We start from the raw sequence: 16,121 nt of genomic DNA on the forward strand, positions 1-16,121 counted from the left end.
GCCCCGGAATGACGACGTAGAGAAACGGAGGGTGGGCAAAGCGTAGCGTGCCCACCGCCGCTGAAAATGGTGGGCACGGCGCTGCGCGCCGTTGCCCACTCTACAGATCGCTATCGGCGATGGTGTGAGGCTTTCAAGACATGTTCGTTCACCGCCGCGACGTGCAGATCCAGTGGGGCGACTGCGATCCCGCCAACATCGTCTACTACCCGCGCTATTTCGCGATGTTCGACGATGCGACCTCGGTCATGTTCGAGGCGGCCGGGTTCTCCAAGCAGGACATCGTCCGTCGCTACGGCCTGGTCGGCATCCCCATGGTCGACACCCGCGCCAAGTTCTACATCCCCTCGACCTATGGCGACTGGATCACGATCGAGAGCCGGATCGAGAGCATCAAGCGCTCGTCCTTCGACGTCACCCACAAGGTGTTCAAGGGTGAGGCGCTGGCCATCGAAGGGTTCGAGACCCGGGTGCTGGTCGGGCGCGATCCGGCCGACCCGGAGAAGCTGAAATCGGCACCTTTCCCGGAGGAGATGCGAGCCAAGTTTCTCGGGGAATGAGGCGCGGAAATGGGTGCGACATGCGGCCGTCTTAAGGATGTTCAGCTGTCGTGCTTTGGTCGACTGGTGAGGAGTGATCTTCTCGTGTTCAATGCTATGATCACGTTTGGACACATATCGGCCGGTCGTGTTGGAAGATGCCCCAGACAGGGGCGGGACTGCATACAGGATCGGCGGATCACGAGCTGAACCGAAAAGATTGAGGGAGGATTTTATGAGGAAGGCCTATCTGGCGGCGGCTGGCGTCATCGCGATGCTGGCATCAGCGCCGGCGCTGGCGCAGACCAGCGAGATCACCATCGGCATCACCACGACGACGACGGGGCCGGGCGCGGCGCTCGGCATCCCCGAGCGCAATGCGCTCGAGTTCGTGCCGAAGGAGATCGGCGGCGTGCCGCTCAAGGTGATCGTGCTCGACGACGGCGGCGATCCGACCACGGCCACGACCAACGCCCGTCGCTTCGTGACGGAATCGAAGGCCGATATCATCATGGGCTCGGCGCTGACGCCGCCGACCATCGCGGTGTCCAACGTCGCCAACGAGGCCGGCATTCCGCATTTCGGCCTGGCGCCGTTCCCGGTCACGCCGGAGCGGATGAAATGGTCGGTTGTGATGCCGCAGCCGGTGCCGATCATGGGCAAGGTGCTGTACGAGCACATGAAGGCGCACAACATCAAGACCGTCGGCTATATCGGCTACTCCGACTCCTACGGCGACCTCTGGTTCAACGATCTGAAGAATCAGGCTGTGCCGATGGGCATCACCATCGCCGACGAGGAACGCTTTGCGCGTCCCGACACCTCGGTCACCGGCCAGGTGCTGAAGCTGGTCGCCGCCAATCCGGACGCCATCCTGGTCGGCGCCTCCGGCACCGCCGCGGCGTTGCCGCAGACCGAGCTGCGCGAGCGTGGCTACACCGGCCTGATCTATCAGACCCATGGCGCCGCGAGCATGGACTTCATCCGTATCGCCGGCAAGGCGGCGGAGGGGGTGATCATGGCGTCCGGTCCGGTGATGTCGCCGGAGACGCAGGACGACAGCGCGCTGACCAAGAAGCCGGGCATGGAGCTGAACAAGGCGTATGAGGGCAAGTATGGCCCGAACAGCCGCAGCCAGTTCGCCGGCCATTCGTTCGACGCGTTCGAGATCCTCAAGCGCATCATCCCGGTGGCGCTGAAGACTGCCAAGCCCGGCACGCCGGAGTTCCGCGAGGCCATCCGCCAGGCGCTGCTGACCGAGAAGGATCTGGCGGCCTCGCAGGGCGTCTACAACTTCACCGAAAAGGACCGCTCCGGCCTCGACGACCGCGCCCGCATCATCCTGACGGTGAAGGATGGCAAATACGTCCCGGCGAAGTAACTGGACGGACGATATCTTCGAGTGAGGAAGGCCGGCTCGGTGAGCCGGCCTTTCGGCCATTTGGACGATGATCTTTGTCGTTTTGGGAGCCTACCATGATTCCCGCCCCCACCGGAGCCACGCGGCTCCACATCATCATCGGCGATCCCGTCGCGCAGGTGCGCGCGCCGGCCGGCGTCAGCCAGGCGTTCTCGGAGCGCGGCAGCGATGCGATCCTGGTTGCGGTCCAAGTCGCGCCGCGCGACCTGACTGACTTCCTGGCGACGATGACACGGGTGAAGAATCTCGACGGCATCGTCGCGACCATCCCGCACAAATTCGCCTGCTACCGCGCCTGTGCGACGGCCACGGAGCGCGCGCATTTCATCGGCGCCGTGAATCTGATGCGGCGTGGTCCTGACGGCCGTTGGCATGGCGACATGGTCGACGGCCTTGGCTTCATCGGCGCTGCGAAGGGGGCGAGCTTCGATGCTGCAGGCTGCCGCGCGCTACAGATTGGCGCGGGCGGTGCGGGCTCGGCAATCGCTTTGGCGCTGATCGATTCCGGCGTGCGCGAGCTTGCCATTCACGACAGCGATGCCGGACGCCGCGATGTGCTGATCGCGCGCCTCAACGAGCGGGGCAAAGGCCGCGCCGTTGTCGGCTCGATGAACGCAACAGGCTTCGACATGGTTGCCAACGCCACGCCGGCAGGCATGCAGCCCGGCGATCCTCTGCCGGTCGACATGACGACCGTCAGCCCGTCGGCCTATTGCGGCTGTGTCATCACCCGGCCCGAGGTCTCGCCCTTCATCGCCGCTGCGCGCCAGCGCGGCTGCCTGACGGCGACCGGCACCGACATGTACCGGGCGCTGGAGCGCGTGATGGTCGATTTCCTGCTGTCGAAGGAGGCGCCCTCCTGAAGCAGCGCCTCACCCCATCGACATCGGGCTCAGCTCGCGGCCGCCTCGGCAAAGCCGAGATAGCTCGCCGCCACGCGCTCGTCGGTGGCGATCTCGCTGGCCTTGCCGTTAAGCACGAACTCGCCGAGCTCCATGACATAGGCGCGGTCGGCGACCTTGAGCGCGGCCTTGGCGTTCTGCTCGACCAGCAGCACCGAGACGCCTTCCTGGCGCAGCTTGGCGACGATTTCGAAGATGCCGGCGACGATGATCGGCGCCAGGCCAAGGCTGGGCTCGTCCAGCATCAGCATCTTTGGCGCGCCCATCAGCGCGCGCCCCATCGCCAGCATCTGCTGCTCGCCGCCGGAGAGCGTGCCGGCGAGCTGCTTGCGCCGCTCCTTGAGCTTCGGAAACAGCGTGTAGACGTGCTCGAAGCCGCGTGCGGCGTGGGCCTTCGACATTCTGAAAGCGCCGAGCTGCAGATTATCCTCCACGTTCATGGTGGCGAACAGCTCGCGATGCTCCGGCACCAGACAGAGACCGCGCGCGACGCGGTCCTCGATCTCCAGCCGGGCCATGTCCTCGCCCAGGAAGGAGACGCGACCCTTCAGCGGAAACACGCCCATGATGGCACTGAGCAGCGTGGTCTTGCCGGCGCCGTTGGCGCCGATGATGGTGACGATCTCGTTCTCGGCCACGGTGAGCGAGACCGAGCGGACCGCCTCGACCTTGCCGTAGGAGACATGGGCGTCGGTGACTTCCAGCAGCGTGCTCATGCGGTGGCTCCGAGATACGCCTTGATGACCTCCGGATTGGTCTTGATCGCGGCAGGTGTGCCCTCGGCGATCTTGGTGCCGAAATCGAGCACCACGATGCGGTCGGCGAGGTCCATGACAAATCCCATGTCGTGTTCGACCAGCAGCACCGACATGCCGCCGGCGCGGAGGTCGCGCAGCAGCGCGCCGAGGCGCTGCTTCTCCATGTGGCGCAGGCCGGCGGCCGGCTCGTCGAGCAGCAGCAGCATCGGATCCACGCACAGCGCGCGGGCGATCTCGACGATGCGCTGCTGGCCAAGAGACAACGAGCCAGCAAGCTGGTGCATCTGGTCGCCGAGCCCGACGCGCTCGATCTGCCGCGCGGCTTCCGCGAGCAGCTTGGCTTCGTCGCCGCGATCGAGCCGGAACATGCTCGTGAGCGCGTTGGAATGGCCGCGCAGATGCGCGCCGATCGCGACGTTCTCGAGCACCGTCATATCCGGCACCAGCTTGACGTGCTGGAAGGTACGGGAAATGCCGAGCTTGACGACGTCCTGCGGCGGGGCGTTGCCGACGGCCTTGCCGAGCACCGAGATGTTGCCGGAGGTCGGCGGCAGCACGCCGGTGATCAGGTTGAAGGTCGTGCTCTTGCCGGCGCCGTTCGGGCCGATCAGCGCGACGATCTCGCGGGACTGGACATCGAACGAGACGTTGTTGACCGCGACCACGCCGCCGAACTGCTTACGCGCGTTGTCGACCTGGAGCAGCACGTTTGGAGTCGTCGCAGATCGCTCCCGCGCGGGCAGTTTGACCGACGTGTCCGGCTGCTTGGCAACCGGCTTGAAAGGCAGCCGCGCCGTCAGCCACGGCCACAGGCCGGTCGGGGCGAGCTGGAGAAGCGTGACGAGGAGAATGCCGAACACGATGGTCTCGAGCTGGCCCTCGCCATGCAGCAGCAGCGGGAGGTAGCTTTGCAGCACCTCTTTCAGCACGACGACGATCGCCGCGCCGAGCACGCCGCCCCAGACATAGCCGGCGCCGCCGACCACGGCGACGAACAGATATTCGATGCCGGCCTGGGCGCCGAACGGCGTCGGGTTCACGGCGCGGGTGAAGTGCGCATAGAGCCAGCCCGAGAGGCCGGCGAGCACGGCGGCATAGATGAACACCAGCAGCTTGGCGCGAGGTGCATAGACGCCGAACGCTTCCGCGGCGATGTGGCCGCGGCGCAGCGCGCGAATGGCGCGGCCGGTGCGGGAGTCCAGCAGGTTCATCGTCAACAGTGCGGAGATCAGAACGGCGGCCCAGATCGCGAAATAGATCGTGCCGGGATCGAGCATCTTGAGGCTGCCGATCGACAGCGGCGGGATGCCGGAGATGCCGTCGTTGCGGCCGAGGAAGGCGAGCTTGCTGAACAGATAGAACAGGCCGAGGCCCCAGGCGAGCGTGCCGAGCGGCAGATAGTGGCCGGACAGCCTGACCGTGACGAGGCCGAGCAGAACGGCGGCGAGGCCGGACACCAGCAGCGACAGCGGCAGGGTCAGCCACGGCGATACGCCGTAATTGGCCGACAGCACCGCAGTCGTGTAGGCGCCGAAGCCGACAAAGGCGGCCTGGCCGAACGAGGTCAGACCGCCGACGCCGGTCAGCAGCACCAGCCCCATCGCGACCAGCGCCGACAGGCCGATATTGTCGAGCAGCACGATCCAGAACGGCGGCATGCCCGGGACGAACGGGATCGCCGCGACGATGACGGCAAAGACGATGAGAGGCCAACGCTCGCGCACGGCTCAATCCTTCTCTTCTTCGACCGCGGGCGCGGCGAGCGAACGCAGCAGCAGAACCGGGATCAGCAGCGTGAAGACGATCACCTCCTTGAAGTTGGAGGCATAGAACGAGGAGAACGCCTCGACGATGCCGACGACGAGCGCGGCGACCGCAGTCAGCGGATAGCTGATCAGGCCGCCGATGATCGCGGCGATGAAGCCTTTGAGGCCGATCAGGAAGCCGGTGTCGTAATAGAGCGTCGTGATCGGGACGATCAGGATACCCGAGAGCGCGCCGATGGTGGAGGCCAGCAGGAACGCGATCTGGCCCGACAGCGTGGTGCGGATGCCGACGAGGCGGGCGCCGAGCCGGTTGACGGCGGTGGCGCGCAGCGCCTTGCCGTAGAGCGTCAGGCCGAAGAACAGCCAGAGGCCGACGATGAAGGCGATGGTGATGCCGTAGACCGCTATGCCCTGCCCGGTGAAGCGCAGCGAGCCGAGCGTCGCCGTGGCATTGAGCAGGGTCGGGCCACGCTGACCCTCGGCGCCGAAGAACAGCAGGCCGAGGCCCTGCAGTGCGAGGTGAACGCCGACCGAGGCGATCAGCAGCACCAGCACCGAGGTGTGCGCGAGCGGCTGGAACACGATGCGGTAGAGCGACAGGCCGATGCTGGCCACGATCAGCAGCGACAGCACCAGGCTGACGCCGGCGGGCATGCGCTGGTTCGCCGCCCACATGCTGGCGAGCAGAATGACGACAGGGAGGGCGACGTTGAGGCCGAAGGTGCGCGCGATCTTCGGCGCGTGCAGCGTCTTGCGCATGGCGTAGAGGTCGAAGGCGAAGGCCGCGAGCCCGATCACGACGGCGAGCTTCGCGGTGCCCGGCATTTGGCCGGCAGCGAGCGAGGCATAGGTGAGGGCGCCGTAGGTGACGAATTCGCCCTGCGGGATCAGGATCACCCGGGTGACGGCAAACACCAGCACGAGCGCCAGCCCGAGCAGCGCGTAGATCGCGCCATTGGTAATGCCGTCCTGCAACAGGAACAGCAAGATCGTTGTGTTCAAGACAGGACGCTCCCCCTCTGTGGTGACCGGGCGCGGCCGGCGCCCTGCGCCGTCCGCCGGTCTTGGGCAGTTGAATTGGGCTGCCCGTGTTTGATATAGTGGATAACAATTATCGATTATAATCTCAAGGCCGCTGTTCCGGCTGCGGCATTCGAGACCAGGGATGGAAGCAAATGCGATGAATTTGGCGGACCGTGATGGCCGATAGCGCCAAGCCCGTCAGCAAGAGGGAAAGCCGCAAGGAAGCTGCCGTAGCGGCCGACGAGACGCAAGCGGTCCAGCTCGGCGAGCTGTCGGATCTGCTTGGCTATGTGCTGAAACGGGCGCAGTTGAAGGTGTTCGAGGACTTCCTGCGCTGCGTCGCGCCGCTGCAACTGACGCCGGCCCAGTTCTCGGTGTTGCTGCTGCTCGACGCCAATCCGGGCCGTAACCAGACCGAGATCGCCAACACCCTGGGCATCCTGCGGCCGAACTTCGTGTCCTTGCTGGACAGCCTCGAGAGCCGCGACCTGTGTGCGCGGGTGCGTTCGGCCAACGACCGGCGCTCGCACATCCTGATGCTGACCGAGAAGGGCCGCGCCGTGCTGGCCCGCGCCAAGAAGCTGGTGGTGTCGAAGCACGAGGCGCGGCTCAACGAGCTGCTGGGCCCGGATGGCCGCGACGCGCTGCTGGCGATGCTCACCAAGATCGCGGAGGAGTTCTGAAGGACGCAGTCGCGCCCTTCAATCGACCAGGATGACCCTGACGTCGTTCACGTTGGTGAGCGTCGGTCCGGTCTGCAGCAGGCCGCCGGTCGCGGCGAAGAACGCGGTGGCGTCGTTGTTGGCGAGATAGGCCTGCGGATCCAGCCCCTGCGCCCGCATCGCGGCGATGACCTCGGCATCGACAAGCGCACCGGCCGGATCGGAGGCGCTGCCGCCGCCGCCATCGGCGCCGTCGGTGTCGCCGGCGAGCGCCGCGACGCCCTCCATGTCCTTGAGGAGGTCGGCGAGCGCCAGGGCATATTCCTGGTTCGGGCCGCCGCGGCCCTGGCCGCGCACCGTCACGGTGAGCTCGCCGCCGGAAATGATCGCCATGCGGCGGCCGAGCGCGCGGGCCTCGCGCGCCAGTTTGGCGTGATCGGCCGCGACCTCGCGGGCCTCACCCTCGAGATCGGCGCCGAGATCGAGCACGTCGTAGCCCGCGGCCTTGACGCTGGCCACGGCCGCCTCCAGCGAGCTGGCGGGGCGCGCGATCAGCTCGAACGAGGCGCGGACGAAGGCGGCATCGCCGGGCTTGCAGCTCTCATTGGCGGCATCATCGAGCGCCCGACCGATCGCCGGGTCGACCTCGAGCTTGTATTTGGCGACGATGCCGCGGGCATCGGCCAGCGTGGTCGGATCGGGCACCGTCGGACCCGATGCGATCGCCGAGGGATCGTCATGCGGCACGTCGGAGATCGCCAGCGTCACGATCTCGGCCTTCTGCCCGGCCCGCGCCAGCCGGCCGCCCTTGATTCGCGACAGATGCTTGCGGACCGTATTCATTTCGCCGATCGGTGCGCCCGAGCGGAGCAGCGCGCGGGTCAGCTGCTGCTTCTGCGCGAAGCTGACACCGTTCACCGGCGCGACCCAATTGGCGGACCCACCACCGGAGAGCAGCACCAGCATCAGGTCGCCGGGCTCGGCGGTTGCCGCCAATTGCAGCGTCTCGTCGGCGGCCTTCAGCCCGGCCTCGTCCGGCATCGGATGTCCGGCCTCGATCACCTTCACCCGCCGGGTCGGCACACCATGGCCGTGGCGGGTGGTTGCGATGCCGGTCAGCTTCGCGGGATCGAACCCGAGCGTGTCCAGGTAATGGCGCTCGGCCGCGAGCGCCATCGCGGCCGCGCCCTTGCCGGCGGCGAGGCAGATGATTCGTCCTTTGGGAGCCGCCGGCAGGAATGCCGGCAGCACGACGTCGGGATGCGCCGCGGCGACGGCGGCATCGAAGATTGAGCGCAACAACGGACGGCGGCTGGTCATGCGGCGCCGCCCGTCTGCCGTGCAGAGCCTATTTCAGCTCGCCGCTCATGACCTCGCCGAACAACTGCCAGCGCTCGCCCTTGAACTGCATCAGCTGCAGCTGCTCGATCGGCTGGAAGTCGTCCGGACCGGTGGTCAGCGTGATGCCGGGCAACAGCCCGCCCTGCGCAAACTGCTTCAGGCCTGCCGCCTGCTTCATGACATTGGCGCGGGTCAGTTCGTCGCCGCATCGCTTCAGCACCTCGACCATTGTGGTGGCGATGTTGTAACCGGTCAGCGCCGACGAATCCACGGGGTTGATTTCCGGCAGATATTTGGCGAGCAGCTCCCTGAACGCGCCAAGACCGGGGTCGTTGGCCCATTGCGGATCGGAGGCATCCTTGGCATAGGCGGCCGAGATCACCCCTTGCGAGTTCTCGACGCCGGCCGGCCGCATCACCGCCGCGGTCGAGGCGCTGACATTCGAGATGATGGTGAGCGGCTTCCAGTTCATCTCGCCGAGCTTCTTGATCGCCTGTGCGCCGGATTTCGGTGTGGTGAACAGCACGACGATGTCCGGATTGGCCGACTTCATCTTGACGATGTGCGACTCGATCGTGGGCTCGGCGATCTCATAGCTCTCCTCCAGCACCACGCGGGAGGTGTCGCCAAGGCCGTCCTTGAGACCCTTCAGATAGTCCTTGCCCATGTCGTCGTTCTGGTAGAGCACTGCGATCTTGCCGGTCGGCTGCTGCGCGGTGAGATATTTGGCATAGATGCGGGCTTCCGACTGATAGCTCGGCAGCCATCCCATGGTCCACGGATTGGTCTTGGGCTCGTTCCATTTGGTGGCGCCGGTCGCGACGAACAGCTGCGGCACCTTCTTGGCGTTCATGTATTTCTGGATCGCCGTGTTAGGCGCAGTCCCGAGCACACCGAACAGGAAGAGCACCTCGTCGCTCTCCACCAGCTTGCGCGCCTGCTCGACGGTCTTTGGCGGCGAATAGGCGTCGTCGTAGGAGATGAAATTGATCTTGCGACCGTTGATGCCGCCCTCGTCGTTGACCTTCTTGAACACTGCCGACATCGCCTTGCCGACCGAGCCATAGGCCGAGGCCGGGCCGCTATAGGGCACGATGTTGCCGATCCTGATCTCGGTGTCGCTGGCTCCGGTGTCGTATTTCTTGTCGGCATGGGCGCTGCCGGCAGCGGCGCCAACCAAGGCGAGACCGAGCATGCTGGAGAGCGTGCGGCGGGTGAGGGCAGTGGTCACGTGGGGACTCCTTCTCGGCCTTGGAGCTTGGCCTTGTTGTTGGATCCGCCCGCAAGGCGGGCGACTCGTTTCACTCCGGACGAGTCCCCATAGCGCAGCCGCGCGCTCGGCGTAACCGCCGCCGCTGCATGACCGCCTCTCTTTCAACTCCTAGCTTAAGAAATTATTGGCAAAGACAGCAAAGATGCTTGGAGAGAGCGCCGCCTGCGGCGGGAGGCCGCAGGAGGCGGTTTCAACTGCGTTCCGTCGTTAGCCGCCGACGTCGGCGGAGATCACGTCGCCGAACAGCTCCCACTTCTCGCCCTTGAAGCGCATCAGTTGCAGCTGGCTGACGGGTGCGAAGTCGGTCGCCGAGGTGTTGATCGTGATGCCAGGCAGCAGCATCTCGGTGCGGAAGTTGCGCAGGGATGCGGCCTGCTTCATGACGTTCTCGCGGGTGAGGTTGTCGCCGCACTGCTTCAGCACTTGGACCAGCGTCTGCGCGACGCTGTAGCCGACGACCGTTCCGCCGTCGAGCTTGTCGCCATCGGGAAAATCCTTGGACATGAAGTCGAGGAATTGCTTCATCCCGGTATCGTCCTTCCATTGCGGATCGGAGACGTCCTTCAGATAGGCCGCCGAGATGATGTCCTGCGAATTCTCATAGCCAGCCGGCTTCAGGACGCTGCCGACGGAGGCGGAGACGTTGTTGAGGATATGCAGCGTCTTCCAGTCGATCTCCTTGACCTTCTTGATTGCCTGTGCCGCAAATTTCGGCGTGGTGATGTTCACGAATACGTCGGCGCCGGTGGACTTGAGTTTGACAATGTGATTGTCGATCGAGGGTTCGGCGGTCTCGTAGCTCTCCTCCATCACGATCATTGAGGCGGCCTTGGCGCCAAGCCCGTCCTTCAGCCCTTTCAGATAGTCCTTGCCGTAATCATCGTTCTGATACAGCACAGCGATCTTGGCGTCCGGCTTTTCCTTCAGCAGATATTTTGCGTAGATTCGGGATTCGCTCTGGTAGTTGGGCTGCCAGCCCATGGTCCAGGGGAAATCCTTCGGGTCGTTCCACTTGGTGGCGCCGGTGGCGACGAACAGCTGCGGGACCTTCTTCGAGTTCATGTATTTGTGGATTGCCGAGTTCGGCGGCGTGCCCAGCGAATTGAAGATGAACAGCACCTCATCGCTCTCGACCAGCTTGCGTGCCTGTTCGACCGTCTTTGGCGGCGAATAGGCGTCGTCATAAGAGATGAAGTTGATCTTGCGACCGTTGATGCCGCCCTCGGCGTTGATCTTCTTGAAGTAGGCCGCTTCCGTCTTGCCGATGATGCCGTAGGCAGAGGCCGGCCCGCTATAGGGCATGATGTTGCCGATCTTGATCTCGGTGTCGGAGGCGCCGGTGTCGTACTTCTTGTCGGCGGCGATTGCGGAGCTCGAGGCGAGGACGATGGCGGCGGCCGAGGCGAGGGCGGCCCTTCGCGTGATCATCATGGTGCGTTTCTCCCGTGTTGGTTCTGGATGACGTGCCGTGGCCTCCTTGACGGAAGCTCTCGTGTGTCGGGGGACTATAGCAGAGCCGCCGCGGCGTGGTTGCGACATCACGGCACGGTCCGTGTTTTATCGGTCCGCGTCCGCGCAACATCTGCGCAGTTGCGAGAAGTGCGCACAATTTGGGCGGGTGCTTGCTCTGCGAGAACAGCCTGAGATCAGCTAAACGGTGTCTGTCCACCGTTCATGGCATCGTCGGTGCGACCTACGAAAAAGCCCTCCGCGCGGATGGCGCGGAGGGCGAGGTTGAGATCGGCACCGCTCTCGGCGGCGATGCTCGATTGCACGATTACTCGATGGCGCCGCTGATCGCCTCGCCGAACAGCTCCCACTTCTCGCCTTTGAACCGCATCATCTGCAATTGCTCGATGGGCGCGAAGTCGGTAGCCGAGGTGTTGATCTTGACGCCCGGCAGCAAGGTGTCGGGCGCGAAGTCCTTCAGGCTGGCGGCCTGCTTCATCACATTGGCGCGGGTGAGGTCGTCGCCGCACATCTGCAGCACCTTCACGAGCGTCTGTGCGGCGCCGTAGCCATAGACGGTCGAGCTGTCGAGCTTGTTGGCGTCGGGATAATACTGCGCGAGGAAGTCGAAGAACTTCTTCATGCCGGGATCATCGTTCCACTGCGGATCCGCAGCGTCCTTGGCATAGGCGGCCGAAAGAATCCCTTGCGAGTTCTCGAAGCCGGCCGGCTTGATCACGCTGCCGACCGAGGCCGAGACGTTGACGACCAGATGCGTCGGATGCCAATCGATCTCGGCAAGTTTCTTGATCGCCTGCGCCGCGAACTTGGGCGTCGTGACGCTGAAGAAGACGTCGGCGCCGGAGGCCTTCAGCTTGACGATGTGGCCGTCGATCGAGGGTTCGGAGGTCTCGTAGCTCTCTTCCATGACGATCATGGACGCGGCCTTGTCGCCGAGGCCATCCTTGAGGCCCTTCAGATAATCCTTGCCGAAATCGTCGTTCTGGAACAGCACGCCGACCTTGGCGCCGGGCTTGTCCTTGAGCAGGTACTTCGCATAGATGCGGCCCTCGCTCTGGTAGCTCGGCTGCCAGCCCATGGTCCAGGGGAAGTTCTTCGGGTCGTTCCACTTGGTTGCGCCGGTGGCGACGAACAGTTGCGGGATCTTCTTGCCGTTGAGATATTTCTGGATCGCCGAGTTCGAGGGCGTGCCGAGCGGGTTGAAGACGAACAGGACCTCGTCGCTTTCGACCAGCTTGCGCACCTGCTCGACCGCCTTGGGCGGCGAATAGGCGTCGTCATAGCTGACGAAGTTGATCTTTCGGCCGTTGATGCCGCCCTCGGCGTTGATCTTCTTGAAATACGCCTCCTCGGTCTTTCCGATCACGCCGTAGGCGGACGCCGGCCCGCTATAGGGCATGATGTTGCCGATCTTGATCTCGGTATCCGACGCGCCGGCGTCGTATTTCTTCTGGGCGAGTGCTGCGCCCGAGGTGAGGGCGATGACCGCCGTCGCGATCGCGGCGATTCGTAGTTGTTGAACGACCTGCAAGAGTTCCTCCTTAGTTCTTTCTGAGTTTGCCGAGCAGCTGCTGCGCCACCATCGCCACCTGCCGCGAGCCGTGCGGCACGAGGAAGATGACGAGGAACAGCAGCACGCCGAACACCGCGCCGGACAGGCCCTTCGAAATGCCTTCGGCGATGTTGGGAACGAAGATGATGAAGGCCGCGCCGACGAACGATCCGGGCAGCCAGCCGACGCCGCCGACGACCATGCCGAGGAACAGCGAGATCGCGAGAACGATCGTGTAGCTGTCGGGTGCCACGAACTGCACGGCGATGGCGCCGAGGCCGCCGGCGACGCCGGTGATGCCGGCGCTGACGCCGAACGCCAGCGTCTTGTAGGTCGCGACGTCGATGCCCATGGCGGACGCTGCGATCTCGTTGTCGCGAATCGCCATGAAAGCCCGCCCCGAACGCGAGCGTAATAGGTTCACCGAGAACACGTAGATCGCGATCGTGATCGCCAGCGTGAAGTAGTACAGCCACATGTCCTGCGACATCGGCAGGCCGAACGGCGCGTCCGGCTTGGTGACGACGAGGCCCTGCACGCCGCCGGTCCATTCCTCGAAGAAGCCGAGCTTGAGGATCTGCGGCATCGCGGTGGCGAGCGCGAAGGTGGCGAGCGCGAGATACACGCCCGAGAGCCGCAGCGCCGGTTGGCCGAACAGGAAGCCGAAGCCGAAGCAGATGACGCCGGCGACCGGCAGGGTCAGCGCGTAGTTGACATTGTACTGCTCCATCAGGATCGCCGACGTATAGGCGCCGACCGCATAGAACGCGCTCTGCCCGAGAGAGAACTGTCCGGAGCCGCCGGTCAGGATGTTCAACGCCAGCACGGCGAGTCCGTAGATCAGGAGCATCGTCATCTGGAAGATGATGAAGTTCTTGACGAACAGCGGAACCACGAGAAGCAGAAGCACGACGACGAAGGTGGTGCCGGAACTCAAGGTCATGGCCCGCTTCGGAACGGCATCGACCGCGGGCGCCTGGGATGCGATGTCCTCGACTGCGCTCATGATCAGACTCGCTTCACGATGTTGCGGCCGAACAGGCCGGCCGGTTTGATGACTAGGACGGAGATGATGAGGGCCAGTGCGATCGGCAGCTTCATCTCATTGCCCACGTGGGGAATGTAGGTGCCGGCGAGATTCTCGAAGATGCCGACCAGGAAGCCGCCGAGCACCGCACCGAAGGGGCTGGTGAGGCCCCCAAGCACGGCCGCGGCGAAACCGTAGATCAGCACGCCGCCCATCATGTTGGGCTCGAGGAACACCACCGGCGCGATCAGCATGCCGGCGATCGAGCCGATCGCGGCCGCCATGCCCCAGCCGAGCGCAATCATCCAGGAGGTGTTGATGCCGACCAGCCGCGCCGATTCCGGCAAGGCTGCGGCCGCGCGCATCGCAAGTCCGACACGGGTGTACTGGAAGAAGAAGTACAGCCCGATCAGGAGCAGCAGGGTGATGCCGATCATGCCGGCCTGATGGGTCGAGATCAGCTGGCTGCCCAGGAACGGCGAGGAGCCGAACGGCGTCGGGTACTGCTTGATGGTGAAGTCCCAGATCAGCCCGGCGCAGGAGTTGATGATCGAGAACAGCGCGATGAAGCCGGCGACCTGGGTCAGGATCGGCGCCTTGGTCAGTGGCTTGAACAGCACCCGCTCGATCACGATGCCGCCGGCGAAGGAGAAGGCCAGCGTCACCACGAAGGCGACCCAGTAGGGCAGGCCCCATTGCATCAGCTGCCAGGAGATGAATGTCGAGAACATCGCCATCTCGCCTTGCGCAAAGTTGAGATGGTCGATGGCCTGGTAGATCATCACGACGGCGAGCGCCATGCAGGCGTAGATCGCGCCCGTCGCAATGCCGGCCAGGACCTGGTTGGTGAAGAGCTCCATTGTCCCGCCTCCGTTAGTAGCCCAAATAGGATTTGCGGACGTTCTCGTCTTTCGCGATGTCCGAGGCCGCGCCCGACATGACGATGCGGCCCGTCTCGATCACATAGGCCCGATCGGCGAGCTCGAGCGCGAGCTGCGCATTCTGCTCGACCACGAGGATCGAGACCTTTTCCTCGCGGTTGATCTTGCCGAGGATGCCGAAAAGGTCGCGGACCACCAGCGGTGCCAAGCCGAACGACGGCTCGTCGAGCAGCATCAGCCTGGGTCGCAGCATCAGCGCGCGGGCCACCGCCAGCATCTGCTGCTCGCCGCCGGATAAGGTGCCGGCCTGCTGGGTGTGGCGTTCCTTCAGCTTGGGGAAGTAGGAGTACATCCGCTCGATGTCGGCGACGATGCCCGCCTTGTCGCTGCGCGTGATGGCGCCGAGCTGCAGGTTTTCTTCCACCGTCATGTTGGTGAAGGTGCCGCGGCCCTGCGGCACGTGCGCGATGCCGAAGCGCACGATGCTCTCGGTCGATTTGTTGTTGAGCGGCTTCCCCTCGAACTCGATCGCACCGGTCGAGCGCACCATGTTGCAGATGGCGCGCAGGGTGGTGGTCTTGCCGGCGCCATTGGCGCCGAGCAGGGTCGTCAGCGAACCCTCGTTGAGGGAGAAGGAGAGGCCGTGCAGGGCCTGGACCTGGCCGTAATAGGCGCGCAGGTCCTTGACGTTGAGCAGCGGCGTCATTGATCCTTGCTCCCGAGATAGGCCTTGATGACGTCGGGATCGGCCTGCACCTGGGCGGGCGTGCCCTCGGCGAGCTTGCGGCCGAAATTCAGCGCCACGACGTGGTCGGCGATCGACATCACCAGTCCCATGTGATGCTCGACCAGCAGCACGGTCACCTTGCGGTCGTCGCGAATGCGCCGGATCAGATCGCCCAGCACATGGACTTCCTCATGATTGAGCCCGCCGGCGGGCTCGTCGAGCAGCAGGATCTTGGGATCGGCGGCGAGCGCGCGCGCCAGCTCGACGCGCTTCTGGGTGCCGAACGGCAGCCCGGACACGGTCTTGTGCGCGACCTCCTCGAGGTCGAGATAGGCGAGAATTTCGTGAACCTTGGTGTTGACGGAATTCTCGCTGCGCCGGACCCAGGCCAGACGCAGCGAATCCGAGATGATGTCGCTGGAGGTGCGCGCATGGGTGCCGACGCGGACGTTGTCGAGCACGGAGAGATTGGGAAACAGCGCGACATTCTGGAAGGTGCGGCCGATGCCGATCTCGGCAATGCGGTGCGGCGGCCGCTTCAGGATGCTGTGGCCTTCCATCAGGATGTCGCCGGAACTCGGCTGGTAGAGCCGGCTGAGGCAGTTGAACAGGGTGGTCTTGCCGGCGCCGTTCGGGCCGATGAGGCCGAGGATCTGACCCTCGCGCATCTCGAACGAGACGCCGTTCAGCGCCACGATGCCGCCGAACACGACGCTGACGTCGCGGACGACGAGCAGCGGATCGTTGGTCTGGGCGAGTTGTGCCTGCGTCATCTCGTCT

General features: G+C 64.7%; 16 protein-coding genes. 4 read left to right on the forward strand and 12 right to left on the reverse strand.

What is annotated here, in order from left to right:
• Nucleotides 1-140 precede the first annotated feature (140 nt).
• From ACQR0U_RS04320 to ACQR0U_RS04330, 3 genes are all read left to right on the forward strand, one after another.
• The gene (locus ACQR0U_RS04320) at nt 141-560 is read left to right on the forward strand and encodes an acyl-CoA thioesterase (RefSeq protein WP_315713760.1); all 420 of its coding nucleotides are present in this window, start codon (nt 141-143) and stop codon (nt 558-560) included.
• 214 nt (nt 561-774) lie between these two features.
• On the forward strand, nt 775-1,920 hold the full coding sequence (locus ACQR0U_RS04325; RefSeq protein ID WP_315713761.1) for an ABC transporter substrate-binding protein: 1,146 nt from the start codon (nt 775-777) through the stop codon (nt 1,918-1,920).
• A gap of 95 nt (nt 1,921-2,015) precedes the next feature.
• Nucleotides 2,016-2,822: a shikimate dehydrogenase family protein gene (locus tag ACQR0U_RS04330; RefSeq protein ID WP_434842655.1), complete on the forward strand. Its 807-nt coding sequence runs from the start codon at nt 2,016-2,018 to the stop codon at nt 2,820-2,822.
• Between the two features lie 29 nt (nt 2,823-2,851).
• Here ACQR0U_RS04330 and ACQR0U_RS04335 read toward each other — a convergent pair whose 3' ends face one another.
• Genes ACQR0U_RS04335 through ACQR0U_RS04345 form a run of 3 tightly spaced genes read right to left on the reverse strand, consistent with a single transcriptional unit; the run spans nt 2,852 to nt 6,387 of the window.
• Nucleotides 2,852-3,577: an ABC transporter ATP-binding protein gene (locus tag ACQR0U_RS04335; protein ID WP_315713763.1), complete on the reverse strand. Its 726-nt coding sequence runs from the start codon at nt 3,575-3,577 to the stop codon at nt 2,852-2,854.
• A complete protein-coding gene (locus ACQR0U_RS04340; RefSeq protein WP_315713764.1) occupies nt 3,574-5,343 on the reverse strand; it encodes a branched-chain amino acid ABC transporter ATP-binding protein/permease in 1,770 nt (589 codons plus the stop codon). The genes ACQR0U_RS04335 and ACQR0U_RS04340 overlap by 4 nt, the downstream gene beginning before the upstream one ends.
• Nucleotides 5,344-5,346: 3 nt before the next feature.
• Complete coding sequence (locus ACQR0U_RS04345) at nt 5,347-6,387, reverse strand: branched-chain amino acid ABC transporter permease (protein ID WP_315713765.1); 1,041 nt, start codon at nt 6,385-6,387, stop codon at nt 5,347-5,349.
• A 197-nt stretch (nt 6,388-6,584) separates the two neighbouring features.
• Here ACQR0U_RS04345 and ACQR0U_RS04350 point away from each other — a divergent pair, with 197 nt between their 5' ends.
• The gene (locus ACQR0U_RS04350; protein ID WP_315713766.1) at nt 6,585-7,091 is read left to right on the forward strand and encodes a MarR family winged helix-turn-helix transcriptional regulator; all 507 of its coding nucleotides are present in this window, start codon (nt 6,585-6,587) and stop codon (nt 7,089-7,091) included.
• A gap of 18 nt (nt 7,092-7,109) precedes the next feature.
• Here the strand turns inward: ACQR0U_RS04350 and ACQR0U_RS04355 are convergent, their stop codons facing one another.
• From ACQR0U_RS04355 to ACQR0U_RS04395, 9 genes are all read right to left on the reverse strand, one after another.
• Nucleotides 7,110-8,390, reverse strand: coding sequence for a glycerate kinase type-2 family protein (locus ACQR0U_RS04355; protein WP_316169547.1), 1,281 nt, complete (start codon nt 8,388-8,390; stop codon nt 7,110-7,112).
• A gap of 28 nt (nt 8,391-8,418) precedes the next feature.
• Entirely contained in the window at nt 8,419-9,642 is a 1,224-nt protein-coding gene (locus ACQR0U_RS04360; RefSeq protein ID WP_316169546.1) for an ABC transporter substrate-binding protein, read from the reverse strand.
• A 249-nt stretch (nt 9,643-9,891) separates the two neighbouring features.
• The gene (locus ACQR0U_RS04365; RefSeq protein WP_315753512.1) at nt 9,892-11,115 is read right to left on the reverse strand and encodes an ABC transporter substrate-binding protein; all 1,224 of its coding nucleotides are present in this window, start codon (nt 11,113-11,115) and stop codon (nt 9,892-9,894) included.
• Nucleotides 11,116-11,330: 215 nt separating this feature from the next.
• Complete coding sequence (locus ACQR0U_RS04370) at nt 11,331-11,459, reverse strand: hypothetical protein (protein ID WP_315713770.1); 129 nt, start codon at nt 11,457-11,459, stop codon at nt 11,331-11,333.
• A gap of 2 nt (nt 11,460-11,461) precedes the next feature.
• Nucleotides 11,462-12,685, reverse strand: a complete 1,224-nt coding sequence (locus ACQR0U_RS04375; protein ID WP_315713771.1) for an ABC transporter substrate-binding protein — start codon at nt 12,683-12,685, stop codon at nt 11,462-11,464.
• Between the two features lie 10 nt (nt 12,686-12,695).
• Nucleotides 12,696-13,712, reverse strand: a complete 1,017-nt coding sequence (locus ACQR0U_RS04380; protein WP_315713772.1) for a branched-chain amino acid ABC transporter permease — start codon at nt 13,710-13,712, stop codon at nt 12,696-12,698.
• Between the two features lie 2 nt (nt 13,713-13,714).
• Entirely contained in the window at nt 13,715-14,593 is an 879-nt protein-coding gene (locus tag ACQR0U_RS04385; protein WP_315713773.1) for a branched-chain amino acid ABC transporter permease, read from the reverse strand.
• 13 nt (nt 14,594-14,606) lie between these two features.
• Nucleotides 14,607-15,320: an ABC transporter ATP-binding protein gene (locus ACQR0U_RS04390; protein ID WP_315713774.1), complete on the reverse strand. Its 714-nt coding sequence runs from the start codon at nt 15,318-15,320 to the stop codon at nt 14,607-14,609.
• Complete coding sequence (locus ACQR0U_RS04395; RefSeq protein ID WP_315713775.1) at nt 15,317-16,114, reverse strand: ABC transporter ATP-binding protein; 798 nt, start codon at nt 16,112-16,114, stop codon at nt 15,317-15,319. Before ACQR0U_RS04395 ends, ACQR0U_RS04390 begins: the two co-directional genes overlap by 4 nt.
• Between the last annotated feature and the right edge of the window lie 7 nt (nt 16,115-16,121).

It is taken from the genome of Bradyrhizobium sp. HKCCYLRH3097 (assembly GCF_051167875.1).
Lineage (GTDB): Bacteria > Pseudomonadota > Alphaproteobacteria > Rhizobiales > Xanthobacteraceae > Bradyrhizobium.